This window comes from Lactobacillus sp., assembly GCF_051893255.1.
Lineage (GTDB): Bacteria > Bacillota > Bacilli > Lactobacillales > Lactobacillaceae > Lactobacillus.
Map to the genome: position 1 here is coordinate 19,042 of NZ_JBJFHB010000051.1, position 12,556 is coordinate 31,597.

The window sequence follows — 12,556 nt, forward strand, 5'->3', positions numbered from 1 at the left end:
TGACCAAAGTGGCCATGAGCAAGGTCAAAGCCTGACGCTGCCCACCTGACAAAAGCCCAACCTTGGCGCTGAGGCGTTGGTCTAAGCCCAGGTCCAGCAGCTGCAGCTTTTCCCGGTAGAACTCTCTTTCCTTTGCGGTCACTTCCCACTTGAGCCCGCGCTTTTTCCCGCGGCGGGCAGCCAGCGCGAGGTTTTCGTCGATCTGCATAGTTGCCGCTGTCCCGGTCATGGGGTCTTGGAAAACGCGGCCGATCAAGGATGCACGCTTAAAATCGGGCAAACCAGTGACGTCCTGGCCATCGATGATGATCGAACCCGTGTCCACTGGCCACACGCCGGCGATGGCGTTCAAGGTCGTGGACTTGCCGGCACCGTTGCCGCCGATGACCGTGACGAAGTCGCCGTCTTCCAAGGTCAGGTTGACCCCGTTCAAGGCGTGCTTTTCCGTAATGGTGCCTGGGTTAAAAGTCTTCGTGATATTCTTCAGTTCCAGCATGGCTAGGCCTCCTTTTTAGACTGCTTGCCAGCCTTGGCAAAAGAGTTCTTGGACTTGCCTCTCAGGTATGGTACCGCCAAGAAGAGGGCAACGATGATGGCCGTAAACAGCTTCATCAGGTTTGGGTTCATCTGCAGCCACAAAATCAGGGTGTAGACGAAGTAGTAGATGACCGCGCCGACAACGACGAAGATCAGGTGGCCAGCGAAGTTAAGCTTTTTGCCAAAAATCGCCTCGCCTAAAACTTCCCCGATGATGACGGCAGCCAAGCCGATAACGATGGAGCCGCGGCCCGCGTTAACGTCGGCAAAGCCGGAGTACTGGGTGGACAAGGCGCCTGCTACGGCAACCAAGCCGTTAGAGAGGGCTAAGCCGACAACCTTCATCCGGTTCACGTTGATCCCTTGGGCCTTGCTCATTTCCTGGTTGGCACCAGTTGCCCGGAGGGCTGAGCCCAGCTCAGTCCCGAAGAACCAGTACATGATGGCGATGATCACGGCTGCCAAGATGAAGCAGACCAGGAGGGACTGGTTGACGTTCAGCCCCGTCATCACTAAGTTGGGCGTTGCGGAGCTGACGGCGGTGTTGGCCTTAAAGTCCATGATCGCCAGGTTGATGGAGTAGAGGGCGTATTGGGTTAAGATCCCGGCTAAGATGGCCGGGATGCCGAACTTGGTGTGCAAAAAGCCAGTCACAAAGCCGGCCAGCAGGCCCGCGACCAGGGCTACTAAAACCGTTACCCAAGGGTTGGCCCCCTTCATGATCATGACCGCAGACACGGCCCCGCCAGTGGCGAAGGTCCCGTCAACCGTCAAGTCGGCGATGTCCAAAATTCTAAAAGTAATGTAGACGCCCAAGGCCATAATGCCCCAGAACAGCCCTTGAGCTGCAGCTGCCGGCAAGCGGCCAGCCAAGTCCGCAAAACTCAGTGATGATAGGTATGCTCCCATGTCAAACTCTTCTTTCTAACAAATCTAGTGGACTAGTTCTTGTAAGCCTTGTAGCCCTTTGGTACCTTGATGCCCAGCTTCTTGCAGATGGTTGGGTTGTATTCCTTAACAGGATTTGCGTAGTATTGGATTGGCATCTTGGAGATCTTCTTTTTGCCAGTTAAAATTTGAACTGCCATCTTACCAGTGGTCTTGCCTAAGCCGTAGTAGTCGATGGACAGGGTCGCCACGCCGCACTTGGACATGATCCCTTCTTCACCGGCAATGATTGGGGTCTTAGCCTTCAAAGCCACGTTGTTGATGGTCTTAGCGCAGGAAGCTGCGGTGTTGTCGGTTGGGATGTAGATGACGTCGCTGTTGCTTGCAGCTTGCTGAGTAACGGAGCTGACGTCGTTAGTGTCAGAGAAAGTGTAAGTCTTAACGGTTAAGCCGTCTTTCTTAGCGTACTTAGCCACTTGTTCGGCTTGGTACTTGGAGTTAGGCTCTGCTGAGCAGTAAAGGATGCCGAGCTTTTTCGCCCTAGGAACGAAGTCCTTGATCATCTTTTCTTGCTTGTCAAGCGGTGCCAAGTCTGAAGTCCCGGAAACATTGCCTCCTACAGTTCCGTTAAATTTCTTCAGGTTCAAGGCAACTTGGTAGTTGGTAACCGCCGTCCCCAAAATTGGAATGGTCTTGGTGGCTGATTCAGCTGCTTGCAGGGATGCAGTAGCGTTGGCCAAGATCAAGTCTTCCTTTTCAGAAGCAAAGTTGGTAGCGATGGTGGTTGCCGTGGATGAGTCGCCTTGAGCGTTTTGCACGTCGAACTTGACGTGGCTCTTGTCTAATTCTTTAGTTACTTCATCCTTGAAGCCTTTGGTGGCCGCGTCCAGCGCCTCGTGCTGCACCAGTTGCAAGATCCCGACCTTGTAAACCTTATTAGAGGATGAAGATGAGGATCCAGTTGATGAGGACGAGGATGAACAGCCGGCCAAGGCCGCTCCCATTGCCAACGTTGCTGCCATAATGCTTAGTGCTTTAATCTTTTTCATAGTTTTCTCCTAACTAAACAAGCCTTGCTCTAGCAGGGCTGTCTGGTTCAGGAGACAGGGATGCTAGAGGCTGCTAAAATTTTTAATGAGTTTATAATAATAGTTCATGGCTTTAATTTTAATAAGACTTTAAGAAAATGTCAAACTTTTTTGAGAGATTTTTGGCAAGGAAAAAGGACACCGCCAATCGGCGGTGTCCTTCAATAAGATAATTGAAAAAAGCCTAGCTTTCTTCTTCGCTGCAGATGGCGATCACGCGCATCTTGTAGCCAAAGGTGTGGTCTTCGGTGACCTTTTCACCGGTGTGGTCGGTGATTACGGCGTCAACGTGGCCGCCCTTAGATACGAATTCATCGATGGCTTCTTTAATTTGGGCAAAGGTGCCTTCAAATACCTTGGTAAATTGCATGGTTGTGTCCTCCTCGCTTTTTTAGTTACTTATATTTTACTACTTATTTAAAGATGTGGTAGGAGGTAATAGAAGTTAGCGCTTGTATAATGGATAGCGATAGTTGAGAGGAGAAAGTTTACCAAGTGGTATGAGTAATTTTATGATTAAATTGTGAAAATTATCTCCCTATATAAAAGTTGATTGCGAATAGAATACGTGCTTAACATTTGTATATTTTTGTAAAAGCCGTCCGCTTTTTAGCATTTTATCAATACATTTCAAATATTTTGCTATTTTTAAAGAGCGTGTAAAAAGTTCATCAAAATAGCACATTTTTTCGAAATTAATCTTTATTTCATCTTGATTTGCGCTATAATGTTGAACAAAGGAAATTAGAAAAAGTGATTTTTATAGGGAAAGGAACCTAGATCATGAAGAACAACCGTTTATTCAAGGAATTAAGTAAGGCTACTGTTGCTGTAAGTTTGCTCGCTGCTGGTACTCCAGTGGTTCAAGCTGCTACTACTGACACTACTAGTGCTAAGACTACCGAAACCACTAAGGCAGCTGACACCACCAAGACCACTACCGACACCAAGGCAGCTGACACTACTAAGACTGCTACCGACACCAAGAAGGCAGAAGACACTAAGACTGCTACCGACACTAAGAAGGCAGAAGACACCAAGACTACTACCGACACTAAGAAGGCAGCCAAGGACACCAAGAAGGTAGCCAAGAAGACCACTAAGAAGGCCAAGAAAGCTGCTAAAAAGGCTAAGAAAGCAACCAAGAAGGCTGCTAAGAAGTCAACTAAGAAAGCTGCTAAGAAGACTACTAAGAAGGTAGCTAAGAAGGCTGCAAAGAAGACTACCAAGAAGGCAGCTAAGGACACCAAGGCCGCAACTAAGACTACTAAGAAGGCAGCTAAGGACACCAAGGCCGCAACTAAGACTACCAAGAAGGCAGCTAAGGACACCAAGGCCGCAACTAAGACTACTAAGAAGGCAGCCAAGGACACCAAGAAAGCAGCTAAGACTACTAAGAAGGCTGTAAAGAAGACTGCTAAGGCTAGTAAGAAAGCCGCTAAAAAGGCACAAAAGACCGCTAAAAAAGCAGCTGCTAAGACCGTAAAGAAGACTACTAAGACTGCAGCTAAGGATGCAAGCAAGACTTCATCATCAACTGAAGCAGCTAAGTAATTCCATCATTACATTAGACAAAAAGAGAGCTACGAAAGTAGCTCTCTTTTTTATGTATTAACAAAAATTCCCAAAAAGTAGCAACTGGAAAAAATAATATCCCTATTTGGCGCAACCAGATGAAAAAACATCCCAAAAAGTAGCAACTAATGATTATAAGTAGGCGAATCTTGGATAAATCATCAAAAAATGAGTGGAATTTAGTAGGAAGTAATTCTTTTTTGAGGAAATTTTCTATAAAAATGGCCGAAATACCACTATTTAACTGTTAGTATTGATTTAGTTGCGCCAAAATGGGATTTCTGTAACTGTAGTTGCTACTTTTTGGGAATTTTCTACAAGAGGTTGCTACTTTTTGGGATTTTTCAAAAATCCCTGCCCAGCACCAAGCAAAAAAGTGAGCCACATGGCTCACTTTTTCAATCTTCATTAACTTGATCAAAAATATACTTGTTGAAGTCATCCAAGCACTCCTCAAGAGATAAGCTGGTTGGCTTTAAGTTGATCACGATGTGGCTCAGCCCTTGCTGGCGCTGCTTTTTCCAAAAGGCAGCCAAAGACCGTGCGCCGCCTCGCAGGTAAATCCGGTTAAACAGCCGGCATGGCGCATCTGGATCCGGCAAGAGCTCCACGAAATTTTGGTAGCCGAAGGGATGCCAGTTGCCATCTTCGTTGAGGTCACTCAGCTTGGCTACAACCTTGCTAGTCTCGTTTTCGTCGATCCCGTGCCAGATCCAAGCGTCTGGTTCGTTAGCCAGCCACTCCAGCTCCTGCCGGCAGCGGCCAATGGCCACCATCGGAATTGGGTATTCGCTATCCGGCTTTGGCACCAGGTTCAGGGTGCCGTTTAGTTTGTCATAGTACTGGCCGCTAAAGTGGGGGTGGTCCGGCTTCGTCAATAAGGTCCTGGTTAATTCCCAGCCTTCTCTAAAAATGTCGCTCCGCTGGCGCCAGTCCCGGCCAAAGGCCATGAACTCGTTCTTTCGGTCGCCGCTGACCAGCCCCAGCAAAAAGCGATGGTGGCTCATCTGGTCGATCGAAGCCGCCAGCTGGGCGATGTGGATCGGGCTGCGCTCTGGCAGGATCAGCCCAGCTGACCCCAGGGCAATATTGCTGGTTTCAATGGCTAGCGCCCCTAAAACAGCGGAAGGGTCCAGCCCTTGTCCCACGTCGCCAAAGTAGGGGTCGTAAAAGGGCACGTCCCGGATCCACAGGGCGTCAAAGCCGGCCTGCTCAGCCTTTTGAGCGTTGGCGATCAGGTCAGCCGCGTCCGGGATCGGCGTGTTGGGGTAGCCCTTAAACGGTGCTACCAGGCCAAAGGACAGCTTATTTTTTTGAAAAAGCTTGCTAAAAGTTGGGTGCTGGGCCAGTTTAGCTGGTAAATCGCGGTCATCCTTTTTCCCTTGGGCGTCAGCGAAGAGGCTACTATTGTCTTGCCCCAAGATCTGCAAATTTGGCACGTTTAGTTTTTCATCTTTATCCATAAAAATCCCCCTATTTAGATTAGTTCATCAGCGTGATGCCCATGAAAATCAAGGGACCATAGCGCTGGTTGATTGAATATTTGACATCGCAGTAAACGGGAATGACCCGGGCGTCGAGCGTCAAGATGTGACCATCAGAGTGGAAACGCTCGTCGTCTTCAGCATATTTGATAAAGTCGGAGTACTCTTCTTCCAGCCGCTCCCGGTCAGCCGGGGCGATCAGGTTCAGCAGGGAATTGTCGTAGTGCTCGTAGAAGTCGCTGTAGAGCTCGCAGCCAAAGAGGTCCAGCAGGCTCTTGTTGACAAAAATAATTTCGCCATTTTCGATGCGGAGTACCATGAGCGGAATTGGGTCGCCGGCCGCCAAGGCCCGCAGGCCCAGGCCCAGCTGGTTATGATACTTGTTTTTAGAAATGGACGAGCTGTAACTGGCGAAGCTGTTCTTGCCGGCAATCTTGACTTCATATAAGGCTGCGTCGGCGTACTTGATGGCTTCCTCGTAGTCCTTGGCCTGGCCCGGGAATTCGCTGTAGCCCATGGAAATGGAAAAAGGAATCTCCTTATCGTCCATGACGATTCGCTGCCGCATCTTGGACATGCGCTCGATAGCGTTTTGGCAATTTTCCATCTTGTCTGGCATGGCGACGACGAATTCGTCCCCGCCGTTTCTGCCAATGATGGAATTAGGGCCAAAGTTGGCGCGCAGGTTCTTGGTCAGTTCCACCAAGACGCCGTCGCCGGCCTGGTGGCCAAAGACGTCATTGATGGACTTGAAGTCGTCGATGTCCAGCATGACAACGGTGGTTTCTTGCCCCTTTTTGCCGAGGTCTTGCAAGGCTAGGTCAAAGCCCTGCCGGTTGAGAGCCTGGGTCAGGGGATCAAGGCCTGCTTCTTCTTTTAAGAGCCGGTTGGCGATCAAGCGGCTGACGGCCCAGGTAACCAAGTAGAGGATGACCAAGTCAAAAATCAGGATGTAGCCGACAACGAGGTTGCCGCGCATGTAGTTCCAGCCAGCTTTTGGAGAAAGCGATAGGCGCCAGGTTGCCTGGCCATCTGTTTTAAAGGTTAAAGTTAGCGGTTCATCGAGATTTTTTCCGCTTGTCATGACGGTGACGTACTTCTTGTTGAGCGGTGAAACCTGCTTCTCTAAGCGGTAATTGTAGCTGGCGGAGCGGAGATTTTTATCAGTGCTGGTAAAAATCTGCGGAACCTTGATGATGGCGATGGAGAAGCCCCAGAATTTCTTTTTGATAAAAATAGGCGTCCGGATAATGATGCCCTTGCCGCCTTGCTTGAGCTGGGTTGGGCCCTGGATGACCGTGGTCTTGTGCGTGATCGCGTACTTGGCCAAGGGAGCACGAGCCGGGTCGCGGAGCAGGTCGATCTTGCCAGCTTCGTTGCCCTTTAAAGGATAGACGTAGGTGACCTTGCCGGCCGGCGCCAGTTGCAAGGCGCGGATCGCGGAATTATTTTTTAAAAGGTCAGCGGAAGTTTCATTAAAATTTGTCACCTTGCCATCGTGAGAGAGGACGACCTCTTTCAGGGTGGTGGTCAGGGACAGGGAATTTTTCATTTCCTCATTCAGAATGCGGGAGAAATTGTTGGCTAAGCTTTCGGCGTGATGGCGCTCGATGCTTCTTTGCTTATTTTGAACGTAGTCGAGAAAGCTTAGGTTAAAAATCAGCAGCAGAATTACGGCGACGATGATCAGGCCGTAGTCGCGGTGATTGGCTTTTTTGAACAGTTTGAACATAGTACACCTTGCTTTTTTGTAATAAGGTCATTCATATAATAATAATTATATCATTTTAAGCGTGAGATAATTACAAAAGATGGGAATTTCTACGGTTGTTTTCTAATAAAAAAATTACAGTTATATAATTAATTTAGAAAAAAAACTTTTCCTATCTTCATTATAAAGCCTTTGCCAGTGAAATAACATAAGAAAAAACAAATAGAACTTACTATAGATTTACCTATTATCTTAATAATAAAAAAGGCTTGGTTAAGCGATTGCATCGACCTGTGGCGGTGATAGTCTGTAAATAATAAACTGCTAATAATCAAAAAGCGGATTGAAGAGAAAAAGCACTTTTTTGATTTTATCGACAAAAAGGTGCATAAAAAATGGTTAAATTCATAAAATCTATTGCATTCATATGAAAACGGTCTTAGAATATAGATAACACGGGTAAGCGGTTACCTGGTTATCTATATACACAATTACTTTTGTGTTTTTCACTAACTTTAGCGTGCAAAATCCTTTGATTTTATAGGGGAGGAGCGCGCCTTTTTTACTTTTTTGCGTTAAAATCATTATCCAGCATTTTTGTAATCTATTATTTGTAATATCGCAATCAACGAAAGGAGGTAAAAATATGAAAATTACGTTAACAGTTAAAGCCCATATTACGGTAGCTAGTGACAAGGACGCCAGATCTCTAGTGACTTCGATGGAAGCCTATAGACTTGGATGTAATTTAACCTCTCAATACGTTTTTGCCCATGATTTTGAACTCCGTAGAAATAAATTACAAAAAGCACTATACAATGACCTTCGTGCACAGTTTGCCTTGAAATCTCAGATGGCTATTTCTGTTATACGTACTACCGTTGCTAGATACCAGGCATTGGGTGCTCAGATAAAAAAGCGCCCCTTCCGTTATTATACTGGCAAGAAAGATCCTGTCACCGGCAAGAATATCTTGAATTCTATTCCTCGTGATCTTACTTGGCTTTGGAGTCCTATATCTTTTAAGCGCCCACAGTTAGATTTAGTAAGAGGTCGCGATTACTCTTTTAAAAAGAACGGTGCTGTTGTCTCCCTAAACACGCTAGATGGTCGCATTGAGTGTGGTATTTCCATGCCTGGTTTTGAAAAGTTCTTGGATGGCTCTTGGAAATTTGGTACCGCTAAGGTTCTAAAATCAAGCAATCATTGGTTTCTATATATTAGCATGACCAAGGAAATTTTAAATTACGATTTTAGCCAAATTAAGCATGTTGTTGGTATTGACCGTGGATTACGTCAGATCGTCACCTGTTATAATGAATGTGGCAAAAGCCTATTCCATAGAGGTAAGGAAGTCGCGAATAAACGCCAGCACTATAAAGAGTTAAGACGTCATCTCAAGATTAAGAATACTAGAAACTCTAGGCGTCGTCTCCGTAAATTTGGTAATCGAGAGCACCGTTGGATGAGTGATTACAATCATTGCTTGTCTAAGACACTCGTTGAACATTATGGATCGAATACGCTTTTTGTACTCGAAGATTTGTCTAACGTTATTTGTAATACCGTTTATAATCGAAAAAAAGAGGACCGCTATGAGCATCACTCTTGGTCTTTCTACGACCTTGAGCAGAAGCTAACTTACAAGGCACATTTAGCAGGCAGTGAGGTAGTCGAAGTAGACGCTCATTACACTAGCCAACGCTGTCCAAAGTGTGGGCGAATCAACAGGAACAATCGTAAGCACGATTTACACCTGTATATCTGCGACAGATGCGGCTACCGCTCAAATGATGACCGTATTGGTGCGATGAACATCCAAAACCTTGGTGCCTTGTATGTTGGTGGGTTGCTCAATCCGTCATACCGCAATGAATGCAAAACTAAGAAAACAAATTAGTTTAGTACGTATACGTGCTAAACCGCCGTACCCTAATCAACGTGCGGAAGCGTTGAGAGGCGCTTGAGAAGCTGCAACGTAAAAGCCTTTGGGCTTTTGACTATGGGAGAACGGTATTCTTCAGAATACTGCTTGCTTGGACCAGGCCAGTTAGCGCAAACCTTCGACTTTAGTCGGGAGTAGTTGATTTGGAGATATTTAATAGCTGTTCTTTGTTTACACCTTTTATTTACGGCTATTCTCAACTGGACACCTCGTTTCTGTAACGGGACGTCCTTTATTTTATGTAAAACTGCTAATTTTTTGATAATTGTTATGCAGGTTAACTAAATCATTTTTTGCAAGTGCTATAATATATAAGATTAGGAGGAGCAGGCCATTACGCTTGCCCTTATAAATAAGGAAATAACAAACTAAGTGAGGTAATAATATGGCAAAAATCGGTGTTTTGGGAGCAGGTACTTGGGGCATGGCGTTGGCGCGGATGCTCAGCAATTCTGGTCATGAAGTAACCGTTTGGTCTGCTCTGCCACAAGAAGTCGACGAACTCTCAACTACTCGTCGCCAAAAGAACTTGCCAGGTATGGTTATTCCTGACGCGATCAAGTTTACTAAAAATGTTGAAGAAGCTTGCGAAGACAAGGACATCATCCTCTTCGCCGTACCAAGCGTCTTTGTAAGATCAACCGCTAAGACTGCTGCACCATTTATTCCAGACGGCCAAATCATCGTTGACGTTGCTAAGGGGATCGAACCTGACACCCTCTTGACTTTGACGGAAGTTATCGCTGACGAATTGAAAAAAGACGGCAAGCACGACAACGTTCACTACGTTGCCTTGTCTGGTCCAACCCACGCTGAAGAAGTAGCCAAGGACCTGCCAACTACCATCGTTTCCGCTTGCGAAGATAAGGAAGTTGCTGAAAAGGTTCAAGACATCTTCATGAACCAAAACATGCGCGTTTACACCAACTCTGACCGCCTGGGCGTTGAACTTTGCGGTGCTTTGAAGAACGTCATCGCTTTGGCTAGCGGGATCTGCTCTGGCCTAGGCTACGGCGACAACATGCGTGCAGCCTTGATCATCCGCGGGATGGCTGAAATCAAGCGTCTGGGCTTGAAGATGGGCGGCAAGGAAGCTTCCTTTGACGGCTTGGCCGGCATGGGCGACTTGATCGTTACTGCCACCAGTAAGGAAAGCCGGAACAACAATGCCGGCTACCTGATCGGCCAAGGCAAGACTGCAGAAGAAGCCAAGAAGGAAGTTGGCATGGTCGTTGAAGGCATCAACGCCATCCCAGCTGCCCTGGAACTGGCTAAGAAGTACGACGTCGAAATGCCAATCGTCTTCGCCGTTGACGCTGTGGTCAACCACGGTGCTGACCCAAGAGAGACCATCATTTCCTTGATGAACCGGGAAAAGAAGTCCGAAATGGTCATCTAATTTTTGACTAAAATAAAAAAGCCTTTTATAAGACCTGCATCGCTTGATGTGGGTCTTTTTGCTTAGAATTTTTTAAAAGAAAAATTCATAAACATTTCATTTTTGCCTTAAAATGTGATATTCTTTGAGTAGCACGTTAGGCGGTGAGAACGAATGAATATGGGAAGAAACATGGTTGGCAAGTATTTGCGGGTACTGAGAAAGAAGTACGGCATTAGCCAGAAGGAATTAGCTTTAGAAATGAATGTTTCCAAGCAGACCATCTCCAACTGGGAAGTGGGACGCAAATTGCCCCGGATGAAGGCCGTTGAGAAGCTGGCTAAGTTGTACGGCGTGCCCAAGGCTAGCATTATGGCCGGGCGGCCAATCGAAGATTTGAAGGATGATGTTGAAGCAGCTGATCCTCAAGTGCAGCGGGTGATTGACTTGACCGAGCAGGGCCTGCGCCTGACCTACCAGGGCCACCAGGTGCCGCAAGAATATATTGAAATCATTGAAAAGTTGATGCGATCTGACATGGCTGAACATCGCTAGGCAGGGAAAGACCCTGCCTTTTTTCTTTGATTGTTGTATAATGAAAGGGATTTCTTGAAACTGTTGCAATAGTTTTTGTAGTAAATGGAGGAGCAAAAATGAAAGAGCGAAATTGGCTAACTTGGCTGACGGTTTTGTCGCTAGTTGTCGGCTTCGTGGCCATGGGGACCGGGCTTTGGCTTAGCTATGAAGCGGTCCGGGTCAGCCGGGCCAAGGACAAGGTTGATGAAGAATTATACGTAACGCAGAAACAGAGCCAGGCGACGGAGGCGAGCTTGAAGAGGCAGAATAGCAAGTTATTGCAGGCAAATTCTTCTTTGAAAAGTGCCAATAATCAGCTGAAAAACAGCAATGCTGGCTTAAAGAACGCGGCTCAGAACCTGCCGGAAAAGGGTGAAGCTGCCGGGATGGACCTGTGGCATACAGCCAAGCCAACGGGGAAGAAGTACCGGAAATTTGTCAACGCTGCTAAAAAGAAAGGAAGGCAGACGCTTTTTGTTAAAGTGGACAATGAAACGGGGCAGGCTGAGCACAACTTGTTGATTTTAGCCATTCCAAGTGCTTCCGAAGTGACTTTGGGCAATTTGACTAGCTTTTTCCCGGTGAACGGAGCCAAGCCTCAGTATGCCTACATTAAGGAGGTTCCAGCTGGGAGCAGCACAACTTATTTGAATCTGACCAATAGTAACGTAAGCCTGGCCTTCTTTTTTGAAAACAGCCAGGGCAACTACTGGTTTAAAGGCAGCCGGGGGCGGCTGGACAAGGTGGGGAGCTACAGCCATTTTGCCAAGACGCTCAGCCAGATTGGTTTAAATGCTGGCAAGCTGAAAGTGGCGAAAATTAAAAAGCAGTAGAAATAAATATCGAAAAAAGCAGAGCAACAGAAAAGAGGAGTCTTGACCAAGCGTCAAGGCTCCTCTTTCTCAATAGTGATATATAAAAGGGGAAGGCATATGATTGGTGTGCACTATAAAAAAGGAATCAGCACAATTGCAATATGGTTAAGTCTAAGAAAAAGAACAGATCATATGCCAGTAGTATGTGTATATGTTGAAACTATACAAAAAGATATAATGTGTGTAAAAAATGCAATAAGAAAAGAGTATGACGGCAACTAACGTGCTAAAGGGATCGACTGATCAGTTTAGACGCGATTTGCATAGACTAGGCAGATGCCTAAGTAACCGTGCCAATATTTTACCAGTCCGCAAGTTGCCTAGCGGCCTGGCTAGGAAAGGTAGGCTAAATCTTTTCTTACCTTTTCCTAATCGTTATCTTACACCCGGCAAAAGTGGGGATGCAAGAAATATGCTTTGAGGGCGGGAATGAAAAGGGTTAATTTTGCTTACATTTAGCCAAAGTATAACTTAAATCTAATTAAAGTACACAGCATAT

General features: G+C 46.4%; 12 protein-coding genes. 6 read left to right on the forward strand and 6 right to left on the reverse strand.

All coding sequences use genetic code 11. The features are described from left to right. The 3 genes from ACI4WN_RS04330 to ACI4WN_RS04340 all read right to left on the reverse strand — a co-directional run. The coding region (locus ACI4WN_RS04330) for an ABC transporter ATP-binding protein (protein ID WP_439777119.1) at positions 1 to 496 on the reverse strand (496 nt) is incomplete at its 3' end. Between the two features lie 2 nt (positions 497 to 498). Further along, positions 499 to 1,446 (reverse strand): ABC transporter permease, encoded by a 948-nt coding sequence (locus ACI4WN_RS04335; RefSeq protein ID WP_439777120.1) that lies wholly within the window; start codon positions 1,444 to 1,446, stop codon positions 499 to 501. 32 nt (positions 1,447 to 1,478) lie between these two features. After that, complete coding sequence (locus tag ACI4WN_RS04340; protein ID WP_439777121.1) at positions 1,479 to 2,474, reverse strand: ABC transporter substrate-binding protein; 996 nt, start codon at positions 2,472 to 2,474, stop codon at positions 1,479 to 1,481. A 60-nt stretch (positions 2,475 to 2,534) separates the two neighbouring features. Between ACI4WN_RS04340 and ACI4WN_RS04345 the strand changes: the two genes are divergently transcribed. After that, positions 2,535 to 2,681, forward strand: coding sequence for a hypothetical protein (locus tag ACI4WN_RS04345; RefSeq protein WP_439777122.1), 147 nt, complete (start codon positions 2,535 to 2,537; stop codon positions 2,679 to 2,681). Positions 2,682 to 2,697: 16 nt separating this feature from the next. Here the strand turns inward: ACI4WN_RS04345 and ACI4WN_RS04350 are convergent, their stop codons facing one another. After that, entirely contained in the window at positions 2,698 to 2,883 is a 186-nt protein-coding gene (locus tag ACI4WN_RS04350) for a hypothetical protein (protein WP_439777123.1), read from the reverse strand. Between the two features lie 413 nt (positions 2,884 to 3,296). Between ACI4WN_RS04350 and ACI4WN_RS04355 the strand changes: the two genes are divergently transcribed. Further along, on the forward strand, positions 3,297 to 4,067 hold the full coding sequence (locus tag ACI4WN_RS04355; protein ID WP_439777124.1) for a hypothetical protein: 771 nt from the start codon (positions 3,297 to 3,299) through the stop codon (positions 4,065 to 4,067). A 419-nt stretch (positions 4,068 to 4,486) separates the two neighbouring features. Here ACI4WN_RS04355 and ACI4WN_RS04360 read toward each other — a convergent pair whose 3' ends face one another. Next, the gene (locus ACI4WN_RS04360; RefSeq protein WP_439777125.1) at positions 4,487 to 5,551 is read right to left on the reverse strand and encodes an LLM class flavin-dependent oxidoreductase; all 1,065 of its coding nucleotides are present in this window, start codon (positions 5,549 to 5,551) and stop codon (positions 4,487 to 4,489) included. A gap of 19 nt (positions 5,552 to 5,570) precedes the next feature. Then, the gene (locus ACI4WN_RS04365; RefSeq protein ID WP_439777126.1) at positions 5,571 to 7,304 is read right to left on the reverse strand and encodes a diguanylate cyclase domain-containing protein; all 1,734 of its coding nucleotides are present in this window, start codon (positions 7,302 to 7,304) and stop codon (positions 5,571 to 5,573) included. A gap of 625 nt (positions 7,305 to 7,929) precedes the next feature. Between ACI4WN_RS04365 and ACI4WN_RS04370 the strand changes: the two genes are divergently transcribed. The 4 genes from ACI4WN_RS04370 to ACI4WN_RS04385 all read left to right on the forward strand — a co-directional run bounded on the left by ACI4WN_RS04370 (position 7,930) and on the right by ACI4WN_RS04385 (position 12,015). Beyond that, the gene (locus ACI4WN_RS04370; protein ID WP_439777127.1) at positions 7,930 to 9,183 is read left to right on the forward strand and encodes an RNA-guided endonuclease InsQ/TnpB family protein; all 1,254 of its coding nucleotides are present in this window, start codon (positions 7,930 to 7,932) and stop codon (positions 9,181 to 9,183) included. 430 nt (positions 9,184 to 9,613) lie between these two features. After that, positions 9,614 to 10,627 carry an NAD(P)H-dependent glycerol-3-phosphate dehydrogenase gene (locus ACI4WN_RS04375; RefSeq protein WP_439777128.1) on the forward strand — a complete coding sequence of 338 codons (1,014 nt, stop codon included), beginning with the start codon at positions 9,614 to 9,616 and terminating at the stop codon, positions 10,625 to 10,627. A gap of 159 nt (positions 10,628 to 10,786) precedes the next feature. Continuing rightward, entirely contained in the window at positions 10,787 to 11,161 is a 375-nt protein-coding gene (locus ACI4WN_RS04380) for a helix-turn-helix transcriptional regulator (RefSeq protein WP_439777131.1), read from the forward strand. A 98-nt stretch (positions 11,162 to 11,259) separates the two neighbouring features. After that, positions 11,260 to 12,015 (forward strand): hypothetical protein, encoded by a 756-nt coding sequence (locus ACI4WN_RS04385; protein ID WP_439777129.1) that lies wholly within the window; start codon positions 11,260 to 11,262, stop codon positions 12,013 to 12,015. Positions 12,016 to 12,556: the final 541 nt, after the last annotated feature.

Coding starts and splice junctions, on each gene's coding strand:
- ACI4WN_RS04335 (WP_439777120.1), bottom strand. CDS start 1,446: ATGGGAGCATACCTATCATCACTGAGTTTTGCGGACTTGGCTGGCCGC.
- ACI4WN_RS04340 (WP_439777121.1), bottom strand. CDS start 2,474: ATGAAAAAGATTAAAGCACTAAGCATTATGGCAGCAACGTTGGCAATG.
- ACI4WN_RS04345 (WP_439777122.1), top strand. CDS start 2,535: ATGCTAGAGGCTGCTAAAATTTTTAATGAGTTTATAATAATAGTTCAT.
- ACI4WN_RS04350 (WP_439777123.1), bottom strand. CDS start 2,883: ATGCAATTTACCAAGGTATTTGAAGGCACCTTTGCCCAAATTAAAGAA.
- ACI4WN_RS04355 (WP_439777124.1), top strand. CDS start 3,297: ATGAAGAACAACCGTTTATTCAAGGAATTAAGTAAGGCTACTGTTGCT.
- ACI4WN_RS04360 (WP_439777125.1), bottom strand. CDS start 5,551: ATGGATAAAGATGAAAAACTAAACGTGCCAAATTTGCAGATCTTGGGG.
- ACI4WN_RS04365 (WP_439777126.1), bottom strand. CDS start 7,304: ATGTTCAAACTGTTCAAAAAAGCCAATCACCGCGACTACGGCCTGATC.
- ACI4WN_RS04370 (WP_439777127.1), top strand. CDS start 7,930: ATGAAAATTACGTTAACAGTTAAAGCCCATATTACGGTAGCTAGTGAC.
- ACI4WN_RS04375 (WP_439777128.1), top strand. CDS start 9,614: ATGGCAAAAATCGGTGTTTTGGGAGCAGGTACTTGGGGCATGGCGTTG.
- ACI4WN_RS04380 (WP_439777131.1), top strand. CDS start 10,787: ATGGGAAGAAACATGGTTGGCAAGTATTTGCGGGTACTGAGAAAGAAG.
- ACI4WN_RS04385 (WP_439777129.1), top strand. CDS start 11,260: ATGAAAGAGCGAAATTGGCTAACTTGGCTGACGGTTTTGTCGCTAGTT.